General features: G+C 53.7%; 20 protein-coding genes. 11 read left to right on the forward strand and 9 right to left on the reverse strand.

The features are described 5' to 3' along the window. Positions 1-167: 167 nt before the first annotated feature. Positions 168-521, reverse strand: a complete 354-nt coding sequence (locus tag BS29_RS05090; protein ID WP_229956136.1) for a hypothetical protein — start codon at positions 519-521, stop codon at positions 168-170. Between the two features lie 29 nt (positions 522-550). Here BS29_RS05090 and BS29_RS05095 point away from each other — a divergent pair, with 29 nt between their 5' ends. Together BS29_RS05095 and BS29_RS05100 are read left to right on the forward strand one after the other, a co-directional pair. Further along, positions 551-1,363 carry an SDR family NAD(P)-dependent oxidoreductase gene (locus BS29_RS05095; protein ID WP_229956137.1) on the forward strand — a complete coding sequence of 271 codons (813 nt, stop codon included), beginning with the start codon at positions 551-553 and terminating at the stop codon, positions 1,361-1,363. Continuing rightward, positions 1,363-1,962 (forward strand): GNAT family N-acetyltransferase, encoded by a 600-nt coding sequence (locus tag BS29_RS05100; RefSeq protein WP_229956138.1) that lies wholly within the window; start codon positions 1,363-1,365, stop codon positions 1,960-1,962. The genes BS29_RS05095 and BS29_RS05100 overlap by 1 nt, the downstream gene beginning before the upstream one ends. Before the next feature lie 21 nt (positions 1,963-1,983). On the opposite strand, the gene BS29_RS05105 is transcribed toward BS29_RS05100, so the two are convergent. The 4 genes from BS29_RS05105 to BS29_RS05120 all read right to left on the reverse strand — a co-directional run bounded on the left by BS29_RS05105 (position 1,984) and on the right by BS29_RS05120 (position 6,063). Next, complete coding sequence (locus BS29_RS05105; RefSeq protein WP_229956139.1) at positions 1,984-2,901, reverse strand: DMT family transporter; 918 nt, start codon at positions 2,899-2,901, stop codon at positions 1,984-1,986. Further along, on the reverse strand, positions 2,898-3,389 hold the full coding sequence (locus BS29_RS05110) for a hypothetical protein (protein WP_229956140.1): 492 nt from the start codon (positions 3,387-3,389) through the stop codon (positions 2,898-2,900). Before BS29_RS05110 ends, BS29_RS05105 begins: the two co-directional genes overlap by 4 nt. A 12-nt stretch (positions 3,390-3,401) precedes the next feature. Continuing rightward, a complete protein-coding gene (locus BS29_RS05115) occupies positions 3,402-4,925 on the reverse strand; it encodes a fumarate hydratase (protein ID WP_229956141.1) in 1,524 nt (507 codons plus the stop codon). 103 nt (positions 4,926-5,028) lie between these two features. Then, on the reverse strand, positions 5,029-6,063 hold the full coding sequence (locus BS29_RS05120) for a rod shape-determining protein (RefSeq protein WP_229956142.1): 1,035 nt from the start codon (positions 6,061-6,063) through the stop codon (positions 5,029-5,031). 197 nt (positions 6,064-6,260) lie between these two features. Here BS29_RS05120 and BS29_RS05125 point away from each other — a divergent pair, with 197 nt between their 5' ends. From BS29_RS05125 to BS29_RS17550, 6 genes are all read left to right on the forward strand, one after another. After that, complete coding sequence (locus BS29_RS05125; RefSeq protein WP_229956143.1) at positions 6,261-7,217, forward strand: NAD-dependent epimerase/dehydratase family protein; 957 nt, start codon at positions 6,261-6,263, stop codon at positions 7,215-7,217. Between the two features lie 581 nt (positions 7,218-7,798). Next, positions 7,799-9,877, forward strand: a complete 2,079-nt coding sequence (locus BS29_RS05130) for a ribonucleoside-diphosphate reductase subunit alpha (RefSeq protein WP_229956144.1) — start codon at positions 7,799-7,801, stop codon at positions 9,875-9,877. A 405-nt stretch (positions 9,878-10,282) separates the two neighbouring features. Continuing rightward, positions 10,283-11,341, forward strand: coding sequence for a ribonucleotide-diphosphate reductase subunit beta (locus tag BS29_RS05135; protein WP_108810802.1), 1,059 nt, complete (start codon positions 10,283-10,285; stop codon positions 11,339-11,341). Positions 11,342-11,407: 66 nt separating this feature from the next. Continuing rightward, the gene (locus tag BS29_RS05140; protein ID WP_229956145.1) at positions 11,408-11,707 is read left to right on the forward strand and encodes a hypothetical protein; all 300 of its coding nucleotides are present in this window, start codon (positions 11,408-11,410) and stop codon (positions 11,705-11,707) included. 11 nt (positions 11,708-11,718) lie between these two features. Then, positions 11,719-12,345: a helix-turn-helix domain-containing protein gene (locus BS29_RS05145; protein ID WP_229956146.1), complete on the forward strand. Its 627-nt coding sequence runs from the start codon at positions 11,719-11,721 to the stop codon at positions 12,343-12,345. Between the two features lie 498 nt (positions 12,346-12,843). Next, a complete protein-coding gene (locus BS29_RS17550; protein WP_407673775.1) occupies positions 12,844-13,041 on the forward strand; it encodes a KTSC domain-containing protein in 198 nt (65 codons plus the stop codon). Between the two features lie 121 nt (positions 13,042-13,162). Here the strand turns inward: BS29_RS17550 and BS29_RS05150 are convergent, their stop codons facing one another. The 4 genes from BS29_RS05150 to BS29_RS05165 form a co-directional block, all read right to left on the reverse strand. After that, positions 13,163-13,609 carry a hypothetical protein gene (locus BS29_RS05150; protein ID WP_229956147.1) on the reverse strand — a complete coding sequence of 149 codons (447 nt, stop codon included), beginning with the start codon at positions 13,607-13,609 and terminating at the stop codon, positions 13,163-13,165. Between the two features lie 183 nt (positions 13,610-13,792). Next, positions 13,793-14,098, reverse strand: coding sequence for a GIY-YIG nuclease family protein (locus BS29_RS05155; RefSeq protein ID WP_229956148.1), 306 nt, complete (start codon positions 14,096-14,098; stop codon positions 13,793-13,795). 147 nt (positions 14,099-14,245) lie between these two features. Beyond that, positions 14,246-15,097 carry a hypothetical protein gene (locus BS29_RS05160; RefSeq protein ID WP_229956149.1) on the reverse strand — a complete coding sequence of 284 codons (852 nt, stop codon included), beginning with the start codon at positions 15,095-15,097 and terminating at the stop codon, positions 14,246-14,248. A gap of 194 nt (positions 15,098-15,291) precedes the next feature. Beyond that, the gene (locus BS29_RS05165; RefSeq protein ID WP_229956150.1) at positions 15,292-15,882 is read right to left on the reverse strand and encodes a PEPxxWA-CTERM sorting domain-containing protein; all 591 of its coding nucleotides are present in this window, start codon (positions 15,880-15,882) and stop codon (positions 15,292-15,294) included. Positions 15,883-16,116: 234 nt separating this feature from the next. Here BS29_RS05165 and BS29_RS05170 point away from each other — a divergent pair, with 234 nt between their 5' ends. The 3 genes from BS29_RS05170 (at position 16,117) to BS29_RS05180 (ending at position 18,263) form a co-directional block, all read left to right on the forward strand. Next, the gene (locus tag BS29_RS05170; RefSeq protein ID WP_229956151.1) at positions 16,117-16,632 is read left to right on the forward strand and encodes a hypothetical protein; all 516 of its coding nucleotides are present in this window, start codon (positions 16,117-16,119) and stop codon (positions 16,630-16,632) included. Between the two features lie 21 nt (positions 16,633-16,653). Further along, positions 16,654-17,070, forward strand: a complete 417-nt coding sequence (locus tag BS29_RS05175; protein ID WP_229956152.1) for a hypothetical protein — start codon at positions 16,654-16,656, stop codon at positions 17,068-17,070. Between the two features lie 149 nt (positions 17,071-17,219). Further along, positions 17,220-18,263 carry an MlaA family lipoprotein gene (locus tag BS29_RS05180; RefSeq protein ID WP_229956153.1) on the forward strand — a complete coding sequence of 348 codons (1,044 nt, stop codon included), beginning with the start codon at positions 17,220-17,222 and terminating at the stop codon, positions 18,261-18,263. Positions 18,264-18,300 lie beyond the last annotated feature (37 nt).

Here is an 18,300-nt window from a genome sequence, read left to right on the forward strand (position 1 = left end):
TCCCCCCCTCAATGAGAACACATAGGTGCGTTCATGGTTTTGGTCTTGCCCGCCTGCTATGACCGGTTGGTTACATGAGATACTGTCTTTCGACAAACTACATCCGTAGTCGGACAAACGACTTTACAGTTCAAAACCCTCGATTCGGCTCATTAAGCTACTCAATATCAGTGTTTGTTTGAAAACAGCACATAAGCACCGGCTGCATTTGCCAGTGTATAGATGCCATAAAAGATTACAGCAGTGAGCATTCCCATATTAGCGAAAATCAGTGCCGCTGCTAGCATACCGAATTCCAATATATAGCTCCCATAGGGGCCAAGAAATTTCGAAAAACTTCCCCGCGCTTCGGTGATCAGTGGATTATTGCTCTCCATCATCGCCTTGTGCATGGCGAAATTGCCGATCCCGCATATAAAGATGATGAAAACATACATGGCCTTTATATAGGATATGTTGCCGCTAATGTCAGTCTTGCCGGACGATAATTTGTCACGGTGGCTTTCAGGTGACAGTGGCAAGGCATGAGCAAGTGCATGGGGAGGAACGGATGAAATGTGCAGATAAGACAGTGGTGATCACGGGCGGTGCGACGGGTATCGGCCTTGCTCTGGGACGCGAGCTTGGCAAGCGCGGCGCACGGTTGATCCTTTTTGAACCACGCGCGGAACGCCTTGCCGAAGCAGCTGACAGTCTTGCCGCAGATGATATTGATGTGAAAGTTTTTAAGGGCGATGTCACCAATCCGGAATCGCTCACCGCACTGGCGGATTTCGCCTGGGCCGAAAATGGCCGGGCGGATATGTTGATCAACAATGCCGGTATTGGCGGGTCGATGAAATCGGTGATCAAGACCGATCCGGCTGAGGCGCGGCGCATATTTGAAGTGAATTTCTGGGGCATGTGGGCCGGCATTTCAGAATTTGGTCGGCGGTTTCTGGCAGAGGAGAAGCCTTCCGCTATCTATTCCGTCGCGTCTGAAAATTCCCTGTTCAATGCCTTTCCCTTTGGGGGCGGTGCCTATGTGTCGAGCAAACATGCGATATTCGGTCTGATGGATGTATTGCGAAGGGAAGCACCTGACTGGCTGACTACCGGGGTTATCATTCCCGGTTGGGTGAAGTCCGAACTGTCTGAAGCCAATCTGAAAATATCTGCGGCGATGGACACGGCGGAATATGCGAAGATCATCGCACCGCAGATTGAGGCAGGTGAATATTATATTGTCAGTCATGGCTATAATGTCGTCCGCTTCGACGAGCGTTATGATGAGATGAAAAAAGCTTTCGACCAATATGCGCCTCGCAGCGAGGGCGATGAAAGTTATGATGTGCAGAGATTTTTCGCGGAGATGCAAAACTGATGGATATTGATCTTCCCGATGGACTGACCCGTGCCACGCCTGCCGATTGGCGCCAACTCGCCGATATTACCGCCGAGGCCTTTGCCGAGGACCCGGTAAACACATGGATGTTCGGCAGCCAACAGGCCATCCAGGCATCCTTTCGCGTCCTCGCACGCGAAATCTATGCGCGGAATGGATTTTGCCACCTTGCTGGTAATGAGGGGGCAACCATGTGGCTCGCTCCAGATCAATCGGGTGATATGGGCATCCTCGCAATGGTCCGTTTTGCGGTTGGGCAGTTGATTCACGGCAGTGCCGGCGGCCTCAAGCGAGCCATGGCGGCCGGCGACATCATGGACAAGCATCATCCCCGTGAGCCCCATTGCTACCTGTTCACCATTGGAACACGAAAAAGCGCGCGAGGCAAAGGGCTCGGCAAAGCCCTATTGGCGCCGGTGCTCCAGGCTTGCGATGCCCAGAGCATTCCCTGCTATCTGGAGAATAGCAACCCGGACAATCATGGCTTCTACGCACATCATGGATTTGAGCGGCGAGAGATTTTTGCCTGTGGTGAGGGCGGACCGCCGCTTGAAGCCATGTGGCGAGAGCCTAGATGATTGGAACAGTCTAACCGATGCCTAAAGCGTAGAGGCCAGCGCCATGATGACGCCGATGCCGACAAGCAAAATGCCAGTCAGTTCGCTGCGGTTCAGCGGTTCTTTGAGATAGAAGCGCCCAAAGCCCAGCGTGTATAATATCTGCGTCTGACCAACGATCCCGACAAGCGCGACGGGCGCATGGGCATAGGCAATGAACCAGCCCGCCGATGCGGTGGCCGCGAGCACACCGACTTGTGCTGTCACACGCCAGCGTTTCAGCATCGCGTGAAACTGATCTGGTTCGCGGATGATAACATAGACCCCTTGCATCAAGGCCTGAAAGCCGAGCACCGCGGCGAGTACGATCAGTCCGGCATAGGTGCGTTCCACATCGGGGACGGCATTGGCGGATTGTTTGATGAAGATGGCGGTCAGCGCGAACAGGAATCCAGCGCTCAGACCGGTGAGCGCTGCGGGTTGTTTAAGGCCGCGCAGCCATTGCAGCAGACCGCGCGCTCCGCCTTCAACGGATACCGATAAAATGCCAAGAAACGCTATGGCAATGCCTAGCCAGGCCAGCGGGGCCAGTGTTTCGCCAAGGATCAACCAGCCGAGAAACGCTACGATCAATGTTTCGACTTTCATATAGGCGGTACCGCTGACCAAGTTGCGAAAGCCGAATGACATGATGATCAGATTGGTCGCCAGCATCTGTGCAAATCCCGCCGCCCATGCGAACCACCAGAAGGATGCGTCGAGCGGGGGCAGGGCACTGCGCCCGGTGGCGGCCATATAGCTGGCAAGCATCGCGCAGGCGATCGGCCAGCCAAAGAAGAAGCGGGACAGCGCCGCTGCGTTGACCGACATCTCCGCGCGAATGCGCTGCTGCACCGCCATGCGCCAGGCGAGAAATAGCGCGGCCAGTAAAGCGGCGGGTATCCAGATCGGAAATGTCAAAGAGGTCGCGCGTCCACGGTCTCGGCGAGAAAATCCAATATTTTCTGCGGGGTGCCGGGATCTTCTGGCGGATCATTGCGCGTCTTGTAGGCAGCGGTCAGGCCGATGGCGAGCATGATTGCCGGAATTCCCGAGAAGATGAGATTGAAAAACAGCGGTGCATCATCGACAAACCAAAGGGCCAGCGAAAACAGAAAGAACAGACCCACAAAACCATTCCAGAACAGGAAAAATGGCATGGCCTTGCCCTGACGGATTGTCCCTTCGATCAGAGTGCCGCCGTCATGCTCGCGCATCTTGGCCTTCAGATTTGGTTCTGCCCCATTTTGAAAGCCCGGCCGCCGAAAGGTGAGAAACATTTTCCGTTCGGTTCCTCGACCAAAGACATGATGGTCCTTGCGCTTTTTGCGGCGCTTCATCTCCGCCTTTAGTTTTTTGGCAAGCGGGATTGGGTCCATTGGCGAAAAGAGTTTGAATTCTTCTTTCATAAAGAAAGCCGATCAAACTCCTTCGAGCAGCTTCTCTTTCTTGATCTTCTCCTGCCAGACCAACGGCGCGAGATGGTGAACGCTTTGGCCTTCTGCATCGACGGCAACCGTCACCGGCATATCCTGCACCTCGAATTCATAAATCGCCTCCATGCCGAGATCCTCGAAGCCGACGACTTTTGATCCCTTGATCGCCCGGCTCACCAGATAGGCGCTGCCGCCGACCGCCATCAGATAGGCGCTCTTATGTTTCTTGATGGAACCGACGGTATCGAGGCCGCGTTCGGCCTTGCCGACCATCGCGAGCAGGCCTTGTTCGAGCATCATGTCGGTAAATTTGTCCATTCGCGTGGCGGTGGTAGGGCCAGCGGGGCCGACCACTTCCTCGCCGACCGGATCGACGGGACCGACATAATAGATAACGCGTCCCTTGAACTCGACCGGTAGCTCTTCGCCCTTGTCGAGCATATCCTTGATCCGTTTATGCGCAGCATCGCGGCCGGTCAGCATCTTGCCGTTGAGCAGCAGGCGGTCACCATGATTCCAGCTTGCCACTTCTGCTTCGTCGAGCTGATCGAGATGAACGCGCTTCGCTTCGGAAGATGGCGCCCAGTTGACGTCTGGCCATTCATCCAGCTTAGGAGCCTCGAGATAGGCCGGTCCGCTGCCGTCGAGCGTGAAATGCGCATGACGCGTGGCGGCGCAATTGGGGATCATCGCCACTGGCTTGCCCGCTGCGTGACAGGGCCAGTCATTGATTTTGACGTCGAGGATAGTGGACAGCCCGCCCAGTCCCTGTGCACCGATGCCGAGCGCGTTGACCTTGTCGAAAATCTCTATCCGCAGTTCTTCGATATCATTACGCGGGCCGCGTTCTTTCAGCTGGCCCATGTCAATCGGGTCCATTAGTGACTGTTTGGCAAGCAATACCGAGCGCTCCGCTGTACCGCCAATGCCGATGCCAAGCATCCCCGGCGGACACCAGCCTGCGCCCATTTGTGGCACCATGTCGAGCACCCAGTCGACGATATTGTCGCTCGGGTTCATCATCTTGAACTTGGATTTATTTTCCGATCCACCGCCCTTGGCCGCAACATCGACGCTGACCTTGTCGCCGGGTACCATCTCAACATGGAGCACAGAGGGCGTATTATCCTTGGTATTGCGGCGCGTAAACGCGGGGTCGGTCAGGATCGAAGCGCGCAGCTTGTTTTCCGGATGGAGATAAGCGCGGCGTACGCCTTCATCGACAATTTCCTGCATCGATTGCGATGTCTCGTCGAGCCGGCAATCCATGCCCCACTTGACGAAGACGTTCACAATGCCGGTGTCCTGACAAATCGGCCGGTGCCCCTCGGCGCACATGCGGGAGTTGGTCAGGATTTGCGCAATCGCATCCTTGGCCGCCGGTGATTTCTCCGCCTTATAGGCTTCGCCCAGTGCCCGGATATAATCCATCGGATGATAGTAAGAAATGAATTGCAGGGCGTCGGCGACGCTTTCAATCAGGTCGGCAGTTTTAATCGTGACGGTCATCAGGGCTCCGGAATTAGTCTAAGGATGCGATCCGGAGGCCTTTTGGCCGATATGTTGAAAATCGGCAAGTTTTGATGTGTTAAGAACGTGTTGGTATGCGGCTTTATGCTGATATCAGCACACCGCGATACAAGGGATCTTCAAAGGCCTGGCCAGCTCCCTTGGCGACACAGGTCAATGGATCATCGGCAATAGTGACGGCCAGACCCGTCTGCTCGGCAATATGTTCATCAATCCGCCCAAGCAGCGCGCCGCCGCCGGTCAGGACAATGCCCTGATCAACAATATCGGCGGCCAGTTCCGGTGCGGTATTTTCCAGCGCGTTGCGGACGCTGTCGGTTATCTGACCGACTGGCTCTGCAATCGCATAGGCAATTTCGGCTTCGGTAATGATGATCTTTCTCGGCATACCTCTTACCAGGTCGCGGCCTTTGATATGCATGGTCCGGCCATTATCGACCGGGCTGACGGCACTCGCCATTTCATGTTTGACTGTTTCAGCGGTCGTTTCACCAATCGCCAGATTATGCTTGCGCCGGATATGTGAGGCGATGGCATCGTCAATCTTGTCACCGCCCATGCGGCCGGACGTGCTATAAGCAAGTCCCTGCAGAGATAACACGGCGACCTCGGTCGTGCCGCCGCCAATATCGACTACCATCGCGCCAATGGGTTCCGCCACCGGTATGCCAGCGCCAATGGCCGCCGCCATCGGTTCCTCGACAAAGAAGATGCGCGATCCGCCAGCATTGGACGCAGCATCCCGAATGGCCCGGCGCTGGACGTTGGTCGAACCGGATGGGATGCACACGGCGATATCGAAACGCCTGAGCAGGCCTGTTTTCTTGTCATGCACTTTGTGGATGAAATGCTTGATCATCTGTTCCGCCACATCAAGATCGGCGATCACGCCGTCTTTCAATGGGCGAATGACCTTAATATTGTCAGGCGTCTTGCCCATCATCAGCTTGGCATCAGCGCCCACGGCTCGTACTTTGGAGACGCCTTCATGGGTTTCGAGTGCGACCACCGAAGGTTCGTTGAGGACAATTCCGCGATCACGCAAATAGACAAGCGTATTGGCTGTGCCGAGGTCGATCGCAATATCATGCGACTGAAGTTTGAAGAAACTACGCATATATAATAGGTTACTTTTGAAAAGGGGGATCACATCTAAGATGTGACATGTTTGTGAACCGATAATGGCTTGGCGCGAATGAACCTATGCTGTCTAGTCGAGCTGTGCTGAAAATAGGTTTGTTCCTGGCTATCTGTTAGTGGGGAAAGCTCGTTTCACATCAAAAGCGATCAGCACAGCGATATGGGAGAGGACATATGCGTATCTTTATTACCGGCGCATCCGGTTTTGTCGGCGGGGCTGCCACGAAGGCATTTGTTGAGGTCGGGCATCAGGTCACTGCCATGTCACGCAGCGAGAAATCAGATGCGGTGATCCGTGATCTGGGCGCAGAGCCGGTGCGCTGCGATCTGGAAACGATCACCCCCGAACATATTGGTGATGCCGAGGTTATTCTGCACAGCGCGGCCTTTGTCGAAGCCTGGGGGCCAAAAGATGCATGGTATAAATATAATGTGCTGGGAACACAGGCGATGTTGGATGCCGCGCAGGCGGCCAGCGTATGGCGGTTCATTCATATCGGTACAGAGGCTGGCATCTGTCATGGTCAGCATGTGCGCGATGCCGACGAGACAGTTCCGCTGGTACCGGATTCTCCTTATCCCTATTGTGCGACCAAGGCACAGGCCGAACAGCGTGTGCGCGATGCCAATCGCGATGGAGACTTTGAAACCATTATTTTGCGACCGCGTTTCATCTGGGGACCGGGCGACACGACGTTGCTGCCGACGGTTGAGGCCATGGCCAAGAGCGGCAAATGGATGTGGATTAATGACGGCAAGGCGATGACATCAACCACCCATATCGATAATCTGGTTCATGCCATCAATCTTGCTCTCACCAATGGTCGAGGCGGAGAGGCCTATTTCATATTGGATGACGGGACGATCAGTATGAAAGATATGATCGGAGGAATGGCGCAGGCAAAACAGCTGACATTGGCAGACAAGTCCATTTCATCCGGCATGGCTGATTTTGTCGGAAGAGCATCTGAAAAAATATGGCGACTATTGGGTTTGAAAAGTGAGCCGCCATTGACCGCTCATGCCGCCATGGTCATGTCTCGGGATTGCACATTGGACGGGTCAAAGGCGGAGGCTGATTTGGGCTATCGCCCAATTGTGACTCGATCGGAAGGGCTAGCCAGTTTGTGATGGGCGCTGCTCGATTCAAATCGAGAGCATTGAAATAAAATTTCATTCCGTTGAATCTTTCACACACCATATATGGTGTCACAAATGAGTCATTCACACCTGTGCATGAGCTGTGGATAATTTTTTTGTAAAATTTGACCCACCCTATTGCGTTATCGTCAAGTCTTAGAAGGTCCACGCGTCGCTGCGCTGCAGCATGAATCGGCCGTCGACGAAGCGATTCATTTATACGACGAACAGAGTCGTTAAAATGTCATTTACCCTCTTGCATATAATTCTGATTCAGCCACTATAGGTTGTGGTTAAGCCAAGGGGGCACACCAACGTCTAGTATTGCACGCCAATAACGCCGACTCGGTGGATGGCTCCCTTTGGTCTAAATCACAAGGAATTTTTTCGGGTTTTTGGGTAAAAATAAATGCCCGCCCAGGCTGTAAAAATGTTATGTTCAACGGCTCGGCCGCAAGAGATTGTCCGAGTCGAACATTACGAGAACAAATGGCCCGGTATTAAACCCACGAGAAGGCTGGCGAAATAGCTGGCACACAAGATTGGTTTGGTAGTTTGATTAGGGGGCTTTGATGGATTTTAGAGATAGCCGGGAAGATGCCGGGAACAGTGGTAGAGATATGAGTGAGAGTGATATGGGCGCCGAAGTTTTGGATACGCCAAAAGACAAATCCGAAGACAAAGCAAAAAGCACAGCCAAAAAAGCACCGGTAAAAGAACCGGAGATCAGCAAAAAGGCAGAAGCCGAAGCGGCGGCAACGAAGAAAAATGACGAGAAAGAACTGAAAGCGGAACGCGACAGTCATAGTGTCGAGAAGCGCCGGTTCAAAATCGTTCAGGATGATGCACGCGATGATTTGCTGACCGACTTTGGTAAAGAGACGCTGAAAGACCGGTACCTGCTTCCGAACGAGAGTTTTCAGGACCTGTTCTCTCGCGTGGCCGATGCCTATGCGGATGATCAGGATCATGCCCAGCGGCTTTATGATTATATCTCCAAGCTCTGGTTCATGCCGGCAACGCCTGTGCTGTCCAACGGCGGCACCGGTCGCGGTCTGCCGATCTCTTGCTATCTTAACAGCGTTGACGACAGCCTCGGCGGTATCGTCAATACGTGGAACGAGAATGTCTGGCTCGCGTCCAAGGGCGGCGGCATTGGCACCTATTGGGGCAGTGTTCGCGGCATTGGCGAGCCAGTTGGCCTGAACGGCAAGACATCAGGCATCATCCCATTCGTGCGGGTGATGGACAGTCTGACACTGGCAATCTCGCAAGGCAGCTTGCGGCGCGGTTCGGCGGCTTGCTATCTCGATATTGACCATCCGGAAATTGAAGAATTTCTTGAAATTAGAAAGCCTTCCGGTGACTTTAACCGAAAAGCTCTCAACCTGCATCACGGCGTATTGCTGACCGACGAATTTATGGAAGCGGTTCGCGATGGTGCAGAGATGGACCTGAAATCACCCAAGACCGGTGAAGTGCGCGGTACAGTTGATGCGCGCTCGCTGTTCCAGAAACTGGTCGAGACGCGTCTCGCCACCGGTGAGCCTTATATCATCTTCAACGACACAGTGAACCGGATGATGCCAAAACATCACCGCGATCTGGGCCTGAAAGTTTCCACGTCCAATCTGTGTTCCGAAATTACACTGCCGACGGGTCGTGATCATTTGGGTGAGGACAGGACGGCAGTGTGTTGCCTGTCTTCACTCAACCTTGAAAAATGGGACGAATGGTCAGTCGACAAGGACTTTATCGAAGATGTCATGCGCTTCCTCGACAATGTGCTTCAGGATTATATTGACCGCGCGCCCGATGAAATGGCACGCGCCAAATATAGCGCCAGCCGCGAACGCAGTGTTGGTCTGGGCGTCATGGGCTTCCACAGCTTCCTGCAGGCTCGCGGCCTCGGCTTTGAAAGCGCGCTGGCAAAATCGTGGAATATGAAGATCTTCAAGCATGTTTCGGCCAAAGCGTCCGAGGCCAGCATGATGCTCGCCAAGGAACGCGGACCTTGTCCCGATGCCGCCGATCAGGGCGTGATGGAGCGCTTCTCCTGCAAAATGGCAATCGCGCCAACCGCATCGATCTCGATCATCTGCGGCGGAGCATCGGCCTGTATCGAACCGATCCCGGCGAATATCTACACGCATAAAACGCTGTCCGGCAGCTTCGTGGTCAAGAACCCGCATCTCGAAAAGCTGCTCGCTGAGAAATCGAAAGACAGCACCAATGTCTGGAATTCGATCCTTGAACAGGGCGGCAGCGTCCAGCATCTCGACTTCCTCTCGGCGGAAGAGAAAGACGCCTACAAGACCAGCTTCGAGATTGACCAGCGCTGGCTGCTCGAACTCGCGGCCGACCGGACGCCCTATATTGATCAGGCACAGTCGCTGAACCTGTTCATCCCGGCGGATGTCGATAAATGGGACCTGTTGATGCTGCACTTCCGCGCATGGGAGCTGGGCATCAAGTCGCTCTATTACCTGCGCTCGAAATCGATCCAGCGCGCTGGTTTCGCAGGGCAGGAAGAAGCCGGCGACAGCAAGGGTGGCGGCGTAGAGGCGGACAACACGCTGGACCCCAAAAAGGTCGAGCTGATGACCACGCAAAGCAGCACCGATTATGACGAGTGCCTGGCATGCCAGTGATTTTAGAGTTTTTGTGTCCCTGCGCAGGCAGGGACCCATCTCCAGATGTGCGTTTAATCGCGGCGGCGGGAGATGGGCCCCGGATCAAGTCCGGGGCATCGCGCTAAGCACCTTTAGTGTTTAACGCTCGGTTTGCCCACTGCCCCCTCCCGTTTTGCTCCTTTAAGGGAGGGGGTCGTTTTCTTTAGGACTGTAAAGGTGCAATAATGATCCTCTCCCCTTGAGGGAGAGGAAAGTAAGACTTGGCAGCTTGCCTGCCTAGTCGTCTTGGAGAGGGGTATCGGCACACGCAACATTGCCAGCCCCCTCACCGACTGCGACTAAGCGGATGAACCGCTAAGTCTTCGTTGTCCTCTCCCTCAAAGGGGAGAGGAATTGTAAATTGAACGCGGAGTAAGGAATAAGATGTCACTTTTGGAAGCACGCAAAACCTACAAGCCCTTTGAATATCCATGGGCCTATGACTTCTGGAAGCGGCAGCAGCAGATTCACTGGATGCCGGAAGAAGTGCCGTTGGGTGAGGATTGCCGCGACTGGGCGCAGAAGCTGACAGATCATGAGCGCAACCTGCTCACGCAAATCTTCCGCTTCTTTACGCAGGCCGATGTCGAGGTGCAGGATTGCTATCACGACAAATATGGCCGCGTGTTCAAACCGACCGAAGTCAAGATGATGCTCACCGCGTTCTCCAACATGGAAACCGTCCACATTGCGGCTTACTCGCACCTGCTCGACACGATCGGCATGCCGGAGAGCGAGTACAGCATGTTCCTCGAATATGAGGAGATGAAGGACAAGCATGACTATCTCGGCACGTTCGGTGTCGATACGGATGAAGATATTGCCAAGACGCTGGCGATGTTCGGCGGCTTTACCGAAGGGTTGCAGCTGTTCGCGTCATTTGCGATGCTGATGAACTTCCCGCGCTTCAACAAGATGAAGGGCATGGGGCAGATTGTCTCCTGGTCGGTACGCGATGAATCGCTCCACTGCGAAGGCATTGTCAAAATGTTCCACACATTTGTGAACGAGCGCGACTGCCTGACCAAAGCGGTCAAGGAAGATATTATCGATTGCTGCCAGAAAACCGTCCGCCTGGAAGATGCGTTTATCGACCTGGCGTTCAGCGACGGTCCGGTGACCGGCATGACCGCGAAAGAGATTAAGCGCTATATCCGATACATCGCCGACTGGCGCCTGGGACAGCTGGGCTTTGATCCCATCTACATGATCGAAGACCACCCGCTGCCATGGCTTGCGCCATTGCTCAACGGTGTCGAGCACGCCAATTTCTTCGAAACCCGCGCCACCGAATATTCCAAAGGCGCCACCCGCGGCAACTGGAACGAAGTGTGGGATAGTTTCGATCAACGCAAAGGCGGCAAGATTATCGGTATCGAAGAAACCGATAATGATGACGATGGCGAAGATATGTTTGAGCAGGCGGGGGTTGCTGCGGAGTAATATTTCTTGACCTTTGATCAATTATTGCTAATTTCAAAGCGCCAACACTAAAACGAAGGGCGGTAAATGGCTGCAAAACAACTTGCTATAACTACCGCCCATATTCGCGAGTATCTTATGATGTCTGAGAGAGCGATCTCTTGGCCAGTTGATATTGGCACCGTGTTGGAAGTCAATGACCTCGACCGAATGGACGTCTTGCACGTTCTGAAGTCAATAGAGGTTAGTGAAAACCTGAAGGGGGCACTAAATGGTAGCGAAATGGTAGCAGAAGGTCAGACTTGCGAAGGAGTCACTTTACAAATTTTATATCGGATTGATCCCCTGTCATCCGACATAATCGTTGATTCTGTGACCCAAATTTAAGGAGTAAAGCAATGTCCACGGACAAGCAGAATGCAGAGCGCATTCTGTCGGAGTTCGTCGTGGATAATCTTGGAGGCTCCTTCAAGGTAATCCTCGTCGATTCGGCGATATGTTGCACTGATGATAATACACAAAAGGAGAGAATTAAGATTCCAGACTTTGACGGTCTAACGATTGCTATTGCGACCCTAAGAGCGATCCATGAACGTAAACTTTCTGGGACCGACGTTCGATTTCTTAGAAAACACTTAGGAATGAGATCAAAAGAACTTGCAGAACATCTGGATATTTCTCCGGAACACCTCTCAAGATGTGAAAATGGAGATAAAGTCTTATCTTCTAACAGCGAGAAGTTATTGAGATTATTGGTTCTAATGAAGCCATATCAGATAGTCCAAAGACTGGTGGAAGAGAGTGATTCAGATAATCTGAAAAATGTGAAATCACTAGTTGCTTACGGCAAGCTAATGACCGAGATGATTTCAAATATGAAAATAGTTTCGATCTCAAATGATGATGACCCATTAGTATTCAAGTTTAAGTTTGTAAAAGGAGAATCCGTTGTTTCTCTAGAGCATGCTAATGACGAGGATGGGAATTGGAGTAATCCGCGATTACCCAACGTAGTAGCAGCATAAATTCAAGGGCCTCAAAGTTTGAGGCCCTTTTTTTTGATCTTAGATCAATATTAGGTTGATCTAAGATCAATTTAACCCTACATTGTTTTCAGCAAAAAGGGCGAGCATCGTCTGAATCACGATACCCGCCCTCTAGAATGCCAAGGAGAATGACCACCTTGGCGGACTGGTGAGGATGTTCCCCTCAGCCAAGCACTGTGGACGTACATACTCTTTTGCTTTTTTTCAATGGTCAGAAACAAGCAAAGAAAGGGCCCTATTAAGATGGCCACTCAAGTTAGAAATCCTGTAGGTACTCGTGCCCGCACTGGTGAAATCTGTCCTGAAAGCGGAGTATGGAAAGCGGAGGCTACCCCCTCCACGACTGCTCCCATTGCTAAAGGGAACCGTATGCCGCCTTATCGTGGAAAAGCGGTAAGCTGGAAACTCATTCAGCACGCTTAAAACAAGGGGCGAACCTTGGTTCGCCCCTATTTTGTATATTACAGGGCAAGAGAAATGATAGCATTAAACTCACGCGCCATTCGTGGCGTATCTTACGATTCAAATACAGCCACTTTAACCATTTGGTTCACCAGTGGGGAGCAGGGCTATGACTATTACAATGTGCCAGCGCATGTTTATGATGGTTTGTTAAAGGCTAGTTCCCACGGATCATATTTCAATCACTACATTCGTGATCAATATGCTGCCTAATGGAGCGGTCAAAACGCTGTTTTGACCGCCCACCATCACCGCAAATAATCACTCCGCTCCGCCCCATCATAGCGACCGGAGCACAGGCAGCGGTATTTGAAATCTCTTCCCCGAACCGCGCCTAAACCAAAAGCCCTCTAATCGTCTGTACCCACCCAGCGGGATCAAGCATGATCGTCACCGCGACACTCGCGCTGAACGCCGCGACGACCAGCCAGAAGCCGGGGCCGTAAGCTGTCGTCTTTTCCGGATTCTCTTTGTCGAACCAGATGAAATAGCAGCTTTTCTGACGCTCTCCGGCCAGCTGCCATCTTCTGTGATGGACGCGGACTTGCTTTTGGTCGGGCGTATCAAATTCGATCCGCATGCTGACCCGTTTGAACCGGACGCCGCCTTCATCGCCCTGTTGGCCAAGATGGTCATAATGGCGTTCCATTGCGGAATAGTCGCTGCGCACCAGCTTCGCCAGCGCGGGGCTAAAGCGGCGCATGGTGTCGAGGCCGATCCCCACGGAAACCAGCGTCACGAAAATGGCTGTCGCCAGCAAGATGGTGGTAAACCAGTCCATATCGCCGGACGTAAGATGCGCCGGTTAAAGATCGATTACGGTGGCGGTTGCCAATTCCGGCCAATCGTCACTTCCCTCCATCGTCATCCCGAACTTGTTTCGGGATCTCTTTGGGTTTGGCGCTTCCTAGAGGAGATGCTGAAACGAGTTCAGCATGACGAATTTGGAGAAGTGGGCTGATGATCACAGGAGCGGCTCAAACCCTATATCCTCGGCCAGGTCGCGCCAGTCGGGATTGCCGGCCTCAATCAAATTGATCTTCCATGGACGGTGCCAGTTTTTCAATTGCTTTTCGCGGGCGATGGCCAGCTCCATCGTTCCGAATTGCTCGAAATGGACCAGTCGTTTGAGGCGGTATTTCCGGGTGAAGCCGGGCACGATGCCGGTGCGGTGCTGGTGGATGCGCTGGATCAGGTTTGAGGTGACGCCGATATAGGGTAGGCCGCGGGCTTTGTTGGTGACGATATAGACGGTGGGCTGGATGGGCATTTTGTCAGGGTTGCGCTATTTAGATCCTGAAACAAGTTCAGGATGACGAAGAGATGGGGTGTGACCGCTACTGTTAAGCGGCCGGCCCCGCGACATTCACCCCGCAATCATCAACGCGTCCGTTGCCTCAACAATCACACACGCAAATCAACGCTTCTTGCGCTTCTTCTTAAACACCTTTTTCTCGACATATTCCGCGAAATCCTTGGCATAGGCGTCGCGCAGTTCGATCTGGGCTTTTTCGATATCGTCCTCGGTCTTGGGCGGGAAATATTCCAGCGGGTTTTTGACCTGGCCCTTGCCGATCTTGGTCTGTGTATCACCGTCAAATTCGCGGTAGATCCAGCCGGTGAACAGGTTGCTACCGTACATCATCGCCTTGTGATAGAAGATATGCGTGGTGGTCAGCTCGGCATAGCAGGGCGCGGTGGAGTCGGTCAGGCGCTTCTTGTCCTTGATCGTCTTGTTCATCGCCTTGATCTTGGCCTTCAGTTCCGGGTCTTTCTTGGCATCCTCGTTAAATGGGGTCGGCTCCTGCACGATGATTTTATAGCCGCCCAGTTTCAGCGTCTCGTTGATGCCCAGCTTGTTGAGTTCCTCCATCTGAACTTCAGGGCCGAGATAATCCTTCATCAGATCCTTGACCGTCGCCACCCGGTTCTTGTGCGCCGCCTGATCCGCCAGCGCGCCAACAATGCCAAAGCCGGACAGCAGGCCGGTATTGATGCCGATATAATTTTCCGTCGGCCAGACATGCAGTTCGCAGACCGAACCGTCGGCCGCCAATCTATAGGTCGGCGCGACCGGTTCCGGTATGGGGGAAGGATCTAGTATTTCGTCTCCTGGAATGGTGCCGTCTTCGACGACCTCGATTTCAATGGCGGGGGGCGCCGGGGTCTCCGCTGTCGTTTCCGTTTCTGCTGTGTCCTGGGCCACGGCTGGTGTGGCTGCGAAACAGGTGGCAGCGGCAATAGCGGTCAATGTCGGCAACTTGGTCATTTCATTCTCCCCCGAAAATTTCTTCGAAATGCAGCATTTTTAGTTTGAACGAGCAAGTGGAACAATGTCTCGACATGTAAAAAGTGAAGGGTTGTAACAGCTTAGGTATAGTTGAGAGGACGTGTGAGCGGAATACAAAAAAACCCCGCCGGATCGCTCCGGCAGGGTCTGTGTGTTTCGTTTGTCAGCGCGGCTTAGGCGTAGCTGACCTTCACGTTCGCCTTGCGGCGACGCAGCGCGCCACCGATGGCGCCAAAGCCGAGGATCATGAATGCCCAGGTCGCTGGTTCTGGCACAGCAGCCGAGACATCGATATTGTCGAGGTTAACTGACGTGCCGTTAGCGGTCAGGGTGAAATTCAGCTGATCAATGTTACCAGCGAGACCGCCAATGGTCTGAAAACCACTCGGGGACAGGCTACCCATCAAAGAAAAGACCGAACTCCCATTGAGAAATCCGTCAACCTGATAATCGCCAGTACCGTTCTGTGTAACCAGATCGAAAGAATTAAAGTTGAAGACGCCGCCGACCACCTGGACCGAGCCGATGGAACCGCCGCCAAAGACAGATCCGACAACCAGGCTTGGCGCTGGGTTACCAAAGATTTGCCCTTCAAAGATATCGCCGCGGCCGGCGCTGACAGTGAAGCCATCTTCGACATAGGGGCCGGTAAAGACAGAGCCATTACCACCGCTCAAACCGTCAAACGAAATAACCGCCGCCTGTGCTGGTGCAGTCAAAGCCATAGCTGCAACCGCAGCAGAACCGAAAATCAATTTCTTCATTATTAAACCCCTTTAGATCTTGGTCAGAAAACCAAGATAAAGCACCGGACGGCGCGTAAATTAAGCGAACCCTAACGAATCGTTAACATTTTTCGTATTGGGCAACAACCAATTCGGGAAGATAATATCGGGCGTCCCGGTTTGGGACAAAGATGGGGGAGTGGCTGAACCTATACCGTAACAGCGCAAAAAACCGCTTTCCTACACGCCCCGTTACATGCCTTAATCTGCCCCATGAAAAACAGCCCATTCCCCACCAAACCCGACCCGCGCAGCGCCGCTGTTCAGAACCGATCGATATCGCGTATTCCTGCCTTTACCCCCGTGGAACTCAGGCGTGTGCGTCCCGATGGGTGGACGCCGCTTCGGCAGGCGGAGTTTATCGGCTTTCTTGCCGAAACGCGCTGCGTCAAAAAGGCGGCTGAGCGCGTGGGGATGAGCCGCGAGACAGCCTATCGTCTGCGCCGCAAGCCGGGGGCGGATAGCTTTGTTGCGGCGTGGGATTTCATCTTGGAGGAACCGTGTCCGTCGAAAGGTGCGGATGGACGAAAGCCAAAGGTCACACTCGAAACGCTGTTTCAGCGCATCCGGATGGGCAGCTATCGCCCGATGCTGCGCGCCGGGCGCTATGTCGGAACGCTGCAAAAGCCTGATATTCAGGCACTTTTGGCCGCAATATCGCGTCTTGACATGGTGGCACCATCGGCAGACCATAGGGATAGTTTCGCGGCGAACCGCGGTGATCCATAGCGACAAAAAGGGGGCCTCACTGTGAACTTGACCAGCGCGAACTTGAACAGCAAATCCATCGCCCGCACCCTCTTCGCGCTTGCTGCGCTTTATGGCGTGCCCGTGCTGCTGCTCGGCCTTTTCGGAGAGGCGCAGTTTAACGCAGCAATGCCGCCAGCGATCACCCATCCCGAATTTTACTACGGCTTTCACGGTGTCGCGCTGGTGTTTCAGCTGGTCTTTGTGCTGATAGCCATTGATCCGCTTCGCTATCGCCCGCTGATGCTGGTGGCAGTGCTGGAGAAGCTGGCCTTTTTTGTCCCTGCGCTATGGCTTTACACCAATGGCCGACTGGCAGAGGGCGGGCCATTTTATGGTGCGATGATTGATGGGCTATGGGCTTTTGCTTTCCTGTTCTCATGGTGGCTGACGCGGCCGAAGGAGGCTGGGACTGGATAAACGGCGGCGCTATGCCCGCTGTTTCGACATGGCCGGCTGACAAGCCATCTTGCCCCAGCCACGATCCTTCTATACGCTTGAGATTCGGGGCTAGACTGATGAAGGGTTTCCTGATCCGGAAACGGATCGAACAGAGATAGGCTAGACGATTGAGTTTTTCGGAATTTGTAATTGCCATGGCGTTGGCCCATACGCCGGCAACCCCAACACCCCCACCGACCATAGCGGATCAACCCCTTGATATAGTGACCATTGATGTGCTGGACCGGCGCTCGTCCGGTGCGCCTGCAGCGTTGTCAGCACGGGCGCAGCTTTTCGGTGCCCTGGCCATCGCGCCGGGCGAGGCGGCGCAAGCGGAGCCATCTGGGACGCCCGCTCAGGCACCATGGCCGGTGCCGCTGGAGCCGGTACCATTGGAGCCCACAGCACCGCCGCCTGCGTTTGACGAGCCGCTTCTGCCGGTTGATCCCTTGGGGTCTGATGCCGAGTCAGTGGCGGATCCGGCAGATGGTAATGAAATTGTCGTGACCGCGCGGCCGCGCCCGCCAAAAAGCGATCCGCTGCAGGAACTGAACGCAGATACTTTTGGTGTTATTCAGGATGTTGACCAAGCCGTAGTTGGCCCGGTCGCGCTTGCCTATGAAGATGCTGTGCCGAGCCCCATTCGCAGCGGCTTGTCCAATTTCCTGAGCAATTTGGGGGAACCGATTGTGTTCCTCAACTATCTGTTGCAGCTCAAACCGGGTAAGGCGGTCGAGACACTGGGGCGCTTTGCGATCAACTCGACGATCGGGATTGGCGGATTGGTCGATGTCGCCAAAAGACCACCATTTAATCTGCCCAAGCGCAACAATGGTTTTGCCAATACGCTGGGCTATTATGGCGTCGAACCAGGGCCGTTTCTGTTTTTGCCGCTGATCGGGCCAACGACCGTTCGTGATTTATTCGGGCGCGTGGTCGACCTGTCGGTCCTGCCGGTCGCGGTTGGCAAGCCGTTTAACCAGCTTGTCTATACGCTTCCTGCTGGGATCATAACATCGCTTGATATTCGCGCGGAACAGGATGAGCAGATCCAGAAATTGCGGGATAGTAACGATCCCTATACCGCAACACGCGAGCTGTACTTGCAACAGCGGCAAGCGGAAATTGACGCGCTGCGTGGTAAGGCACCGGAAAAGTCGGAGGACGAATAGCACTGAGCGAAAAATAAATTGACCCATGCTGTATTAG

This window comes from Parasphingorhabdus litoris DSM 22379 (genome assembly GCF_020906275.1).
GTDB lineage: Bacteria > Pseudomonadota > Alphaproteobacteria > Sphingomonadales > Sphingomonadaceae > Parasphingorhabdus > Parasphingorhabdus litoris.

Bases quoted from the DNA above. Each gene is read 5' to 3' on its own strand.
- BS29_RS05095 (WP_229956137.1), top strand. From the start codon at position 551: ATGAAATGTGCAGATAAGACAGTGGTGATCACGGGCGGTGCGACGGGT.
- BS29_RS05100 (WP_229956138.1), top strand. From the start codon at position 1,363: ATGGATATTGATCTTCCCGATGGACTGACCCGTGCCACGCCTGCCGAT.
- BS29_RS05110 (WP_229956140.1), bottom strand. From the start codon at position 3,389: ATGAAAGAAGAATTCAAACTCTTTTCGCCAATGGACCCAATCCCGCTT.
- BS29_RS05115 (WP_229956141.1), bottom strand. From the start codon at position 4,925: ATGACCGTCACGATTAAAACTGCCGACCTGATTGAAAGCGTCGCCGAC.
- BS29_RS05120 (WP_229956142.1), bottom strand. From the start codon at position 6,063: ATGCGTAGTTTCTTCAAACTTCAGTCGCATGATATTGCGATCGACCTC.
- BS29_RS05125 (WP_229956143.1), top strand. From the start codon at position 6,261: ATGCGTATCTTTATTACCGGCGCATCCGGTTTTGTCGGCGGGGCTGCC.
- BS29_RS05130 (WP_229956144.1), top strand. From the start codon at position 7,799: ATGGATTTTAGAGATAGCCGGGAAGATGCCGGGAACAGTGGTAGAGAT.
- BS29_RS05135 (WP_108810802.1), top strand. From the start codon at position 10,283: ATGTCACTTTTGGAAGCACGCAAAACCTACAAGCCCTTTGAATATCCA.
- BS29_RS05140 (WP_229956145.1), top strand. From the start codon at position 11,408: ATGGCTGCAAAACAACTTGCTATAACTACCGCCCATATTCGCGAGTAT.
- BS29_RS05145 (WP_229956146.1), top strand. From the start codon at position 11,719: ATGTCCACGGACAAGCAGAATGCAGAGCGCATTCTGTCGGAGTTCGTC.
- BS29_RS17550 (WP_407673775.1), top strand. From the start codon at position 12,844: ATGATAGCATTAAACTCACGCGCCATTCGTGGCGTATCTTACGATTCA.
- BS29_RS05150 (WP_229956147.1), bottom strand. From the start codon at position 13,609: ATGGACTGGTTTACCACCATCTTGCTGGCGACAGCCATTTTCGTGACG.
- BS29_RS05155 (WP_229956148.1), bottom strand. From the start codon at position 14,098: ATGCCCATCCAGCCCACCGTCTATATCGTCACCAACAAAGCCCGCGGC.
- BS29_RS05160 (WP_229956149.1), bottom strand. From the start codon at position 15,097: ATGACCAAGTTGCCGACATTGACCGCTATTGCCGCTGCCACCTGTTTC.
- BS29_RS05165 (WP_229956150.1), bottom strand. From the start codon at position 15,882: ATGAAGAAATTGATTTTCGGTTCTGCTGCGGTTGCAGCTATGGCTTTG.
- BS29_RS05170 (WP_229956151.1), top strand. From the start codon at position 16,117: ATGAAAAACAGCCCATTCCCCACCAAACCCGACCCGCGCAGCGCCGCT.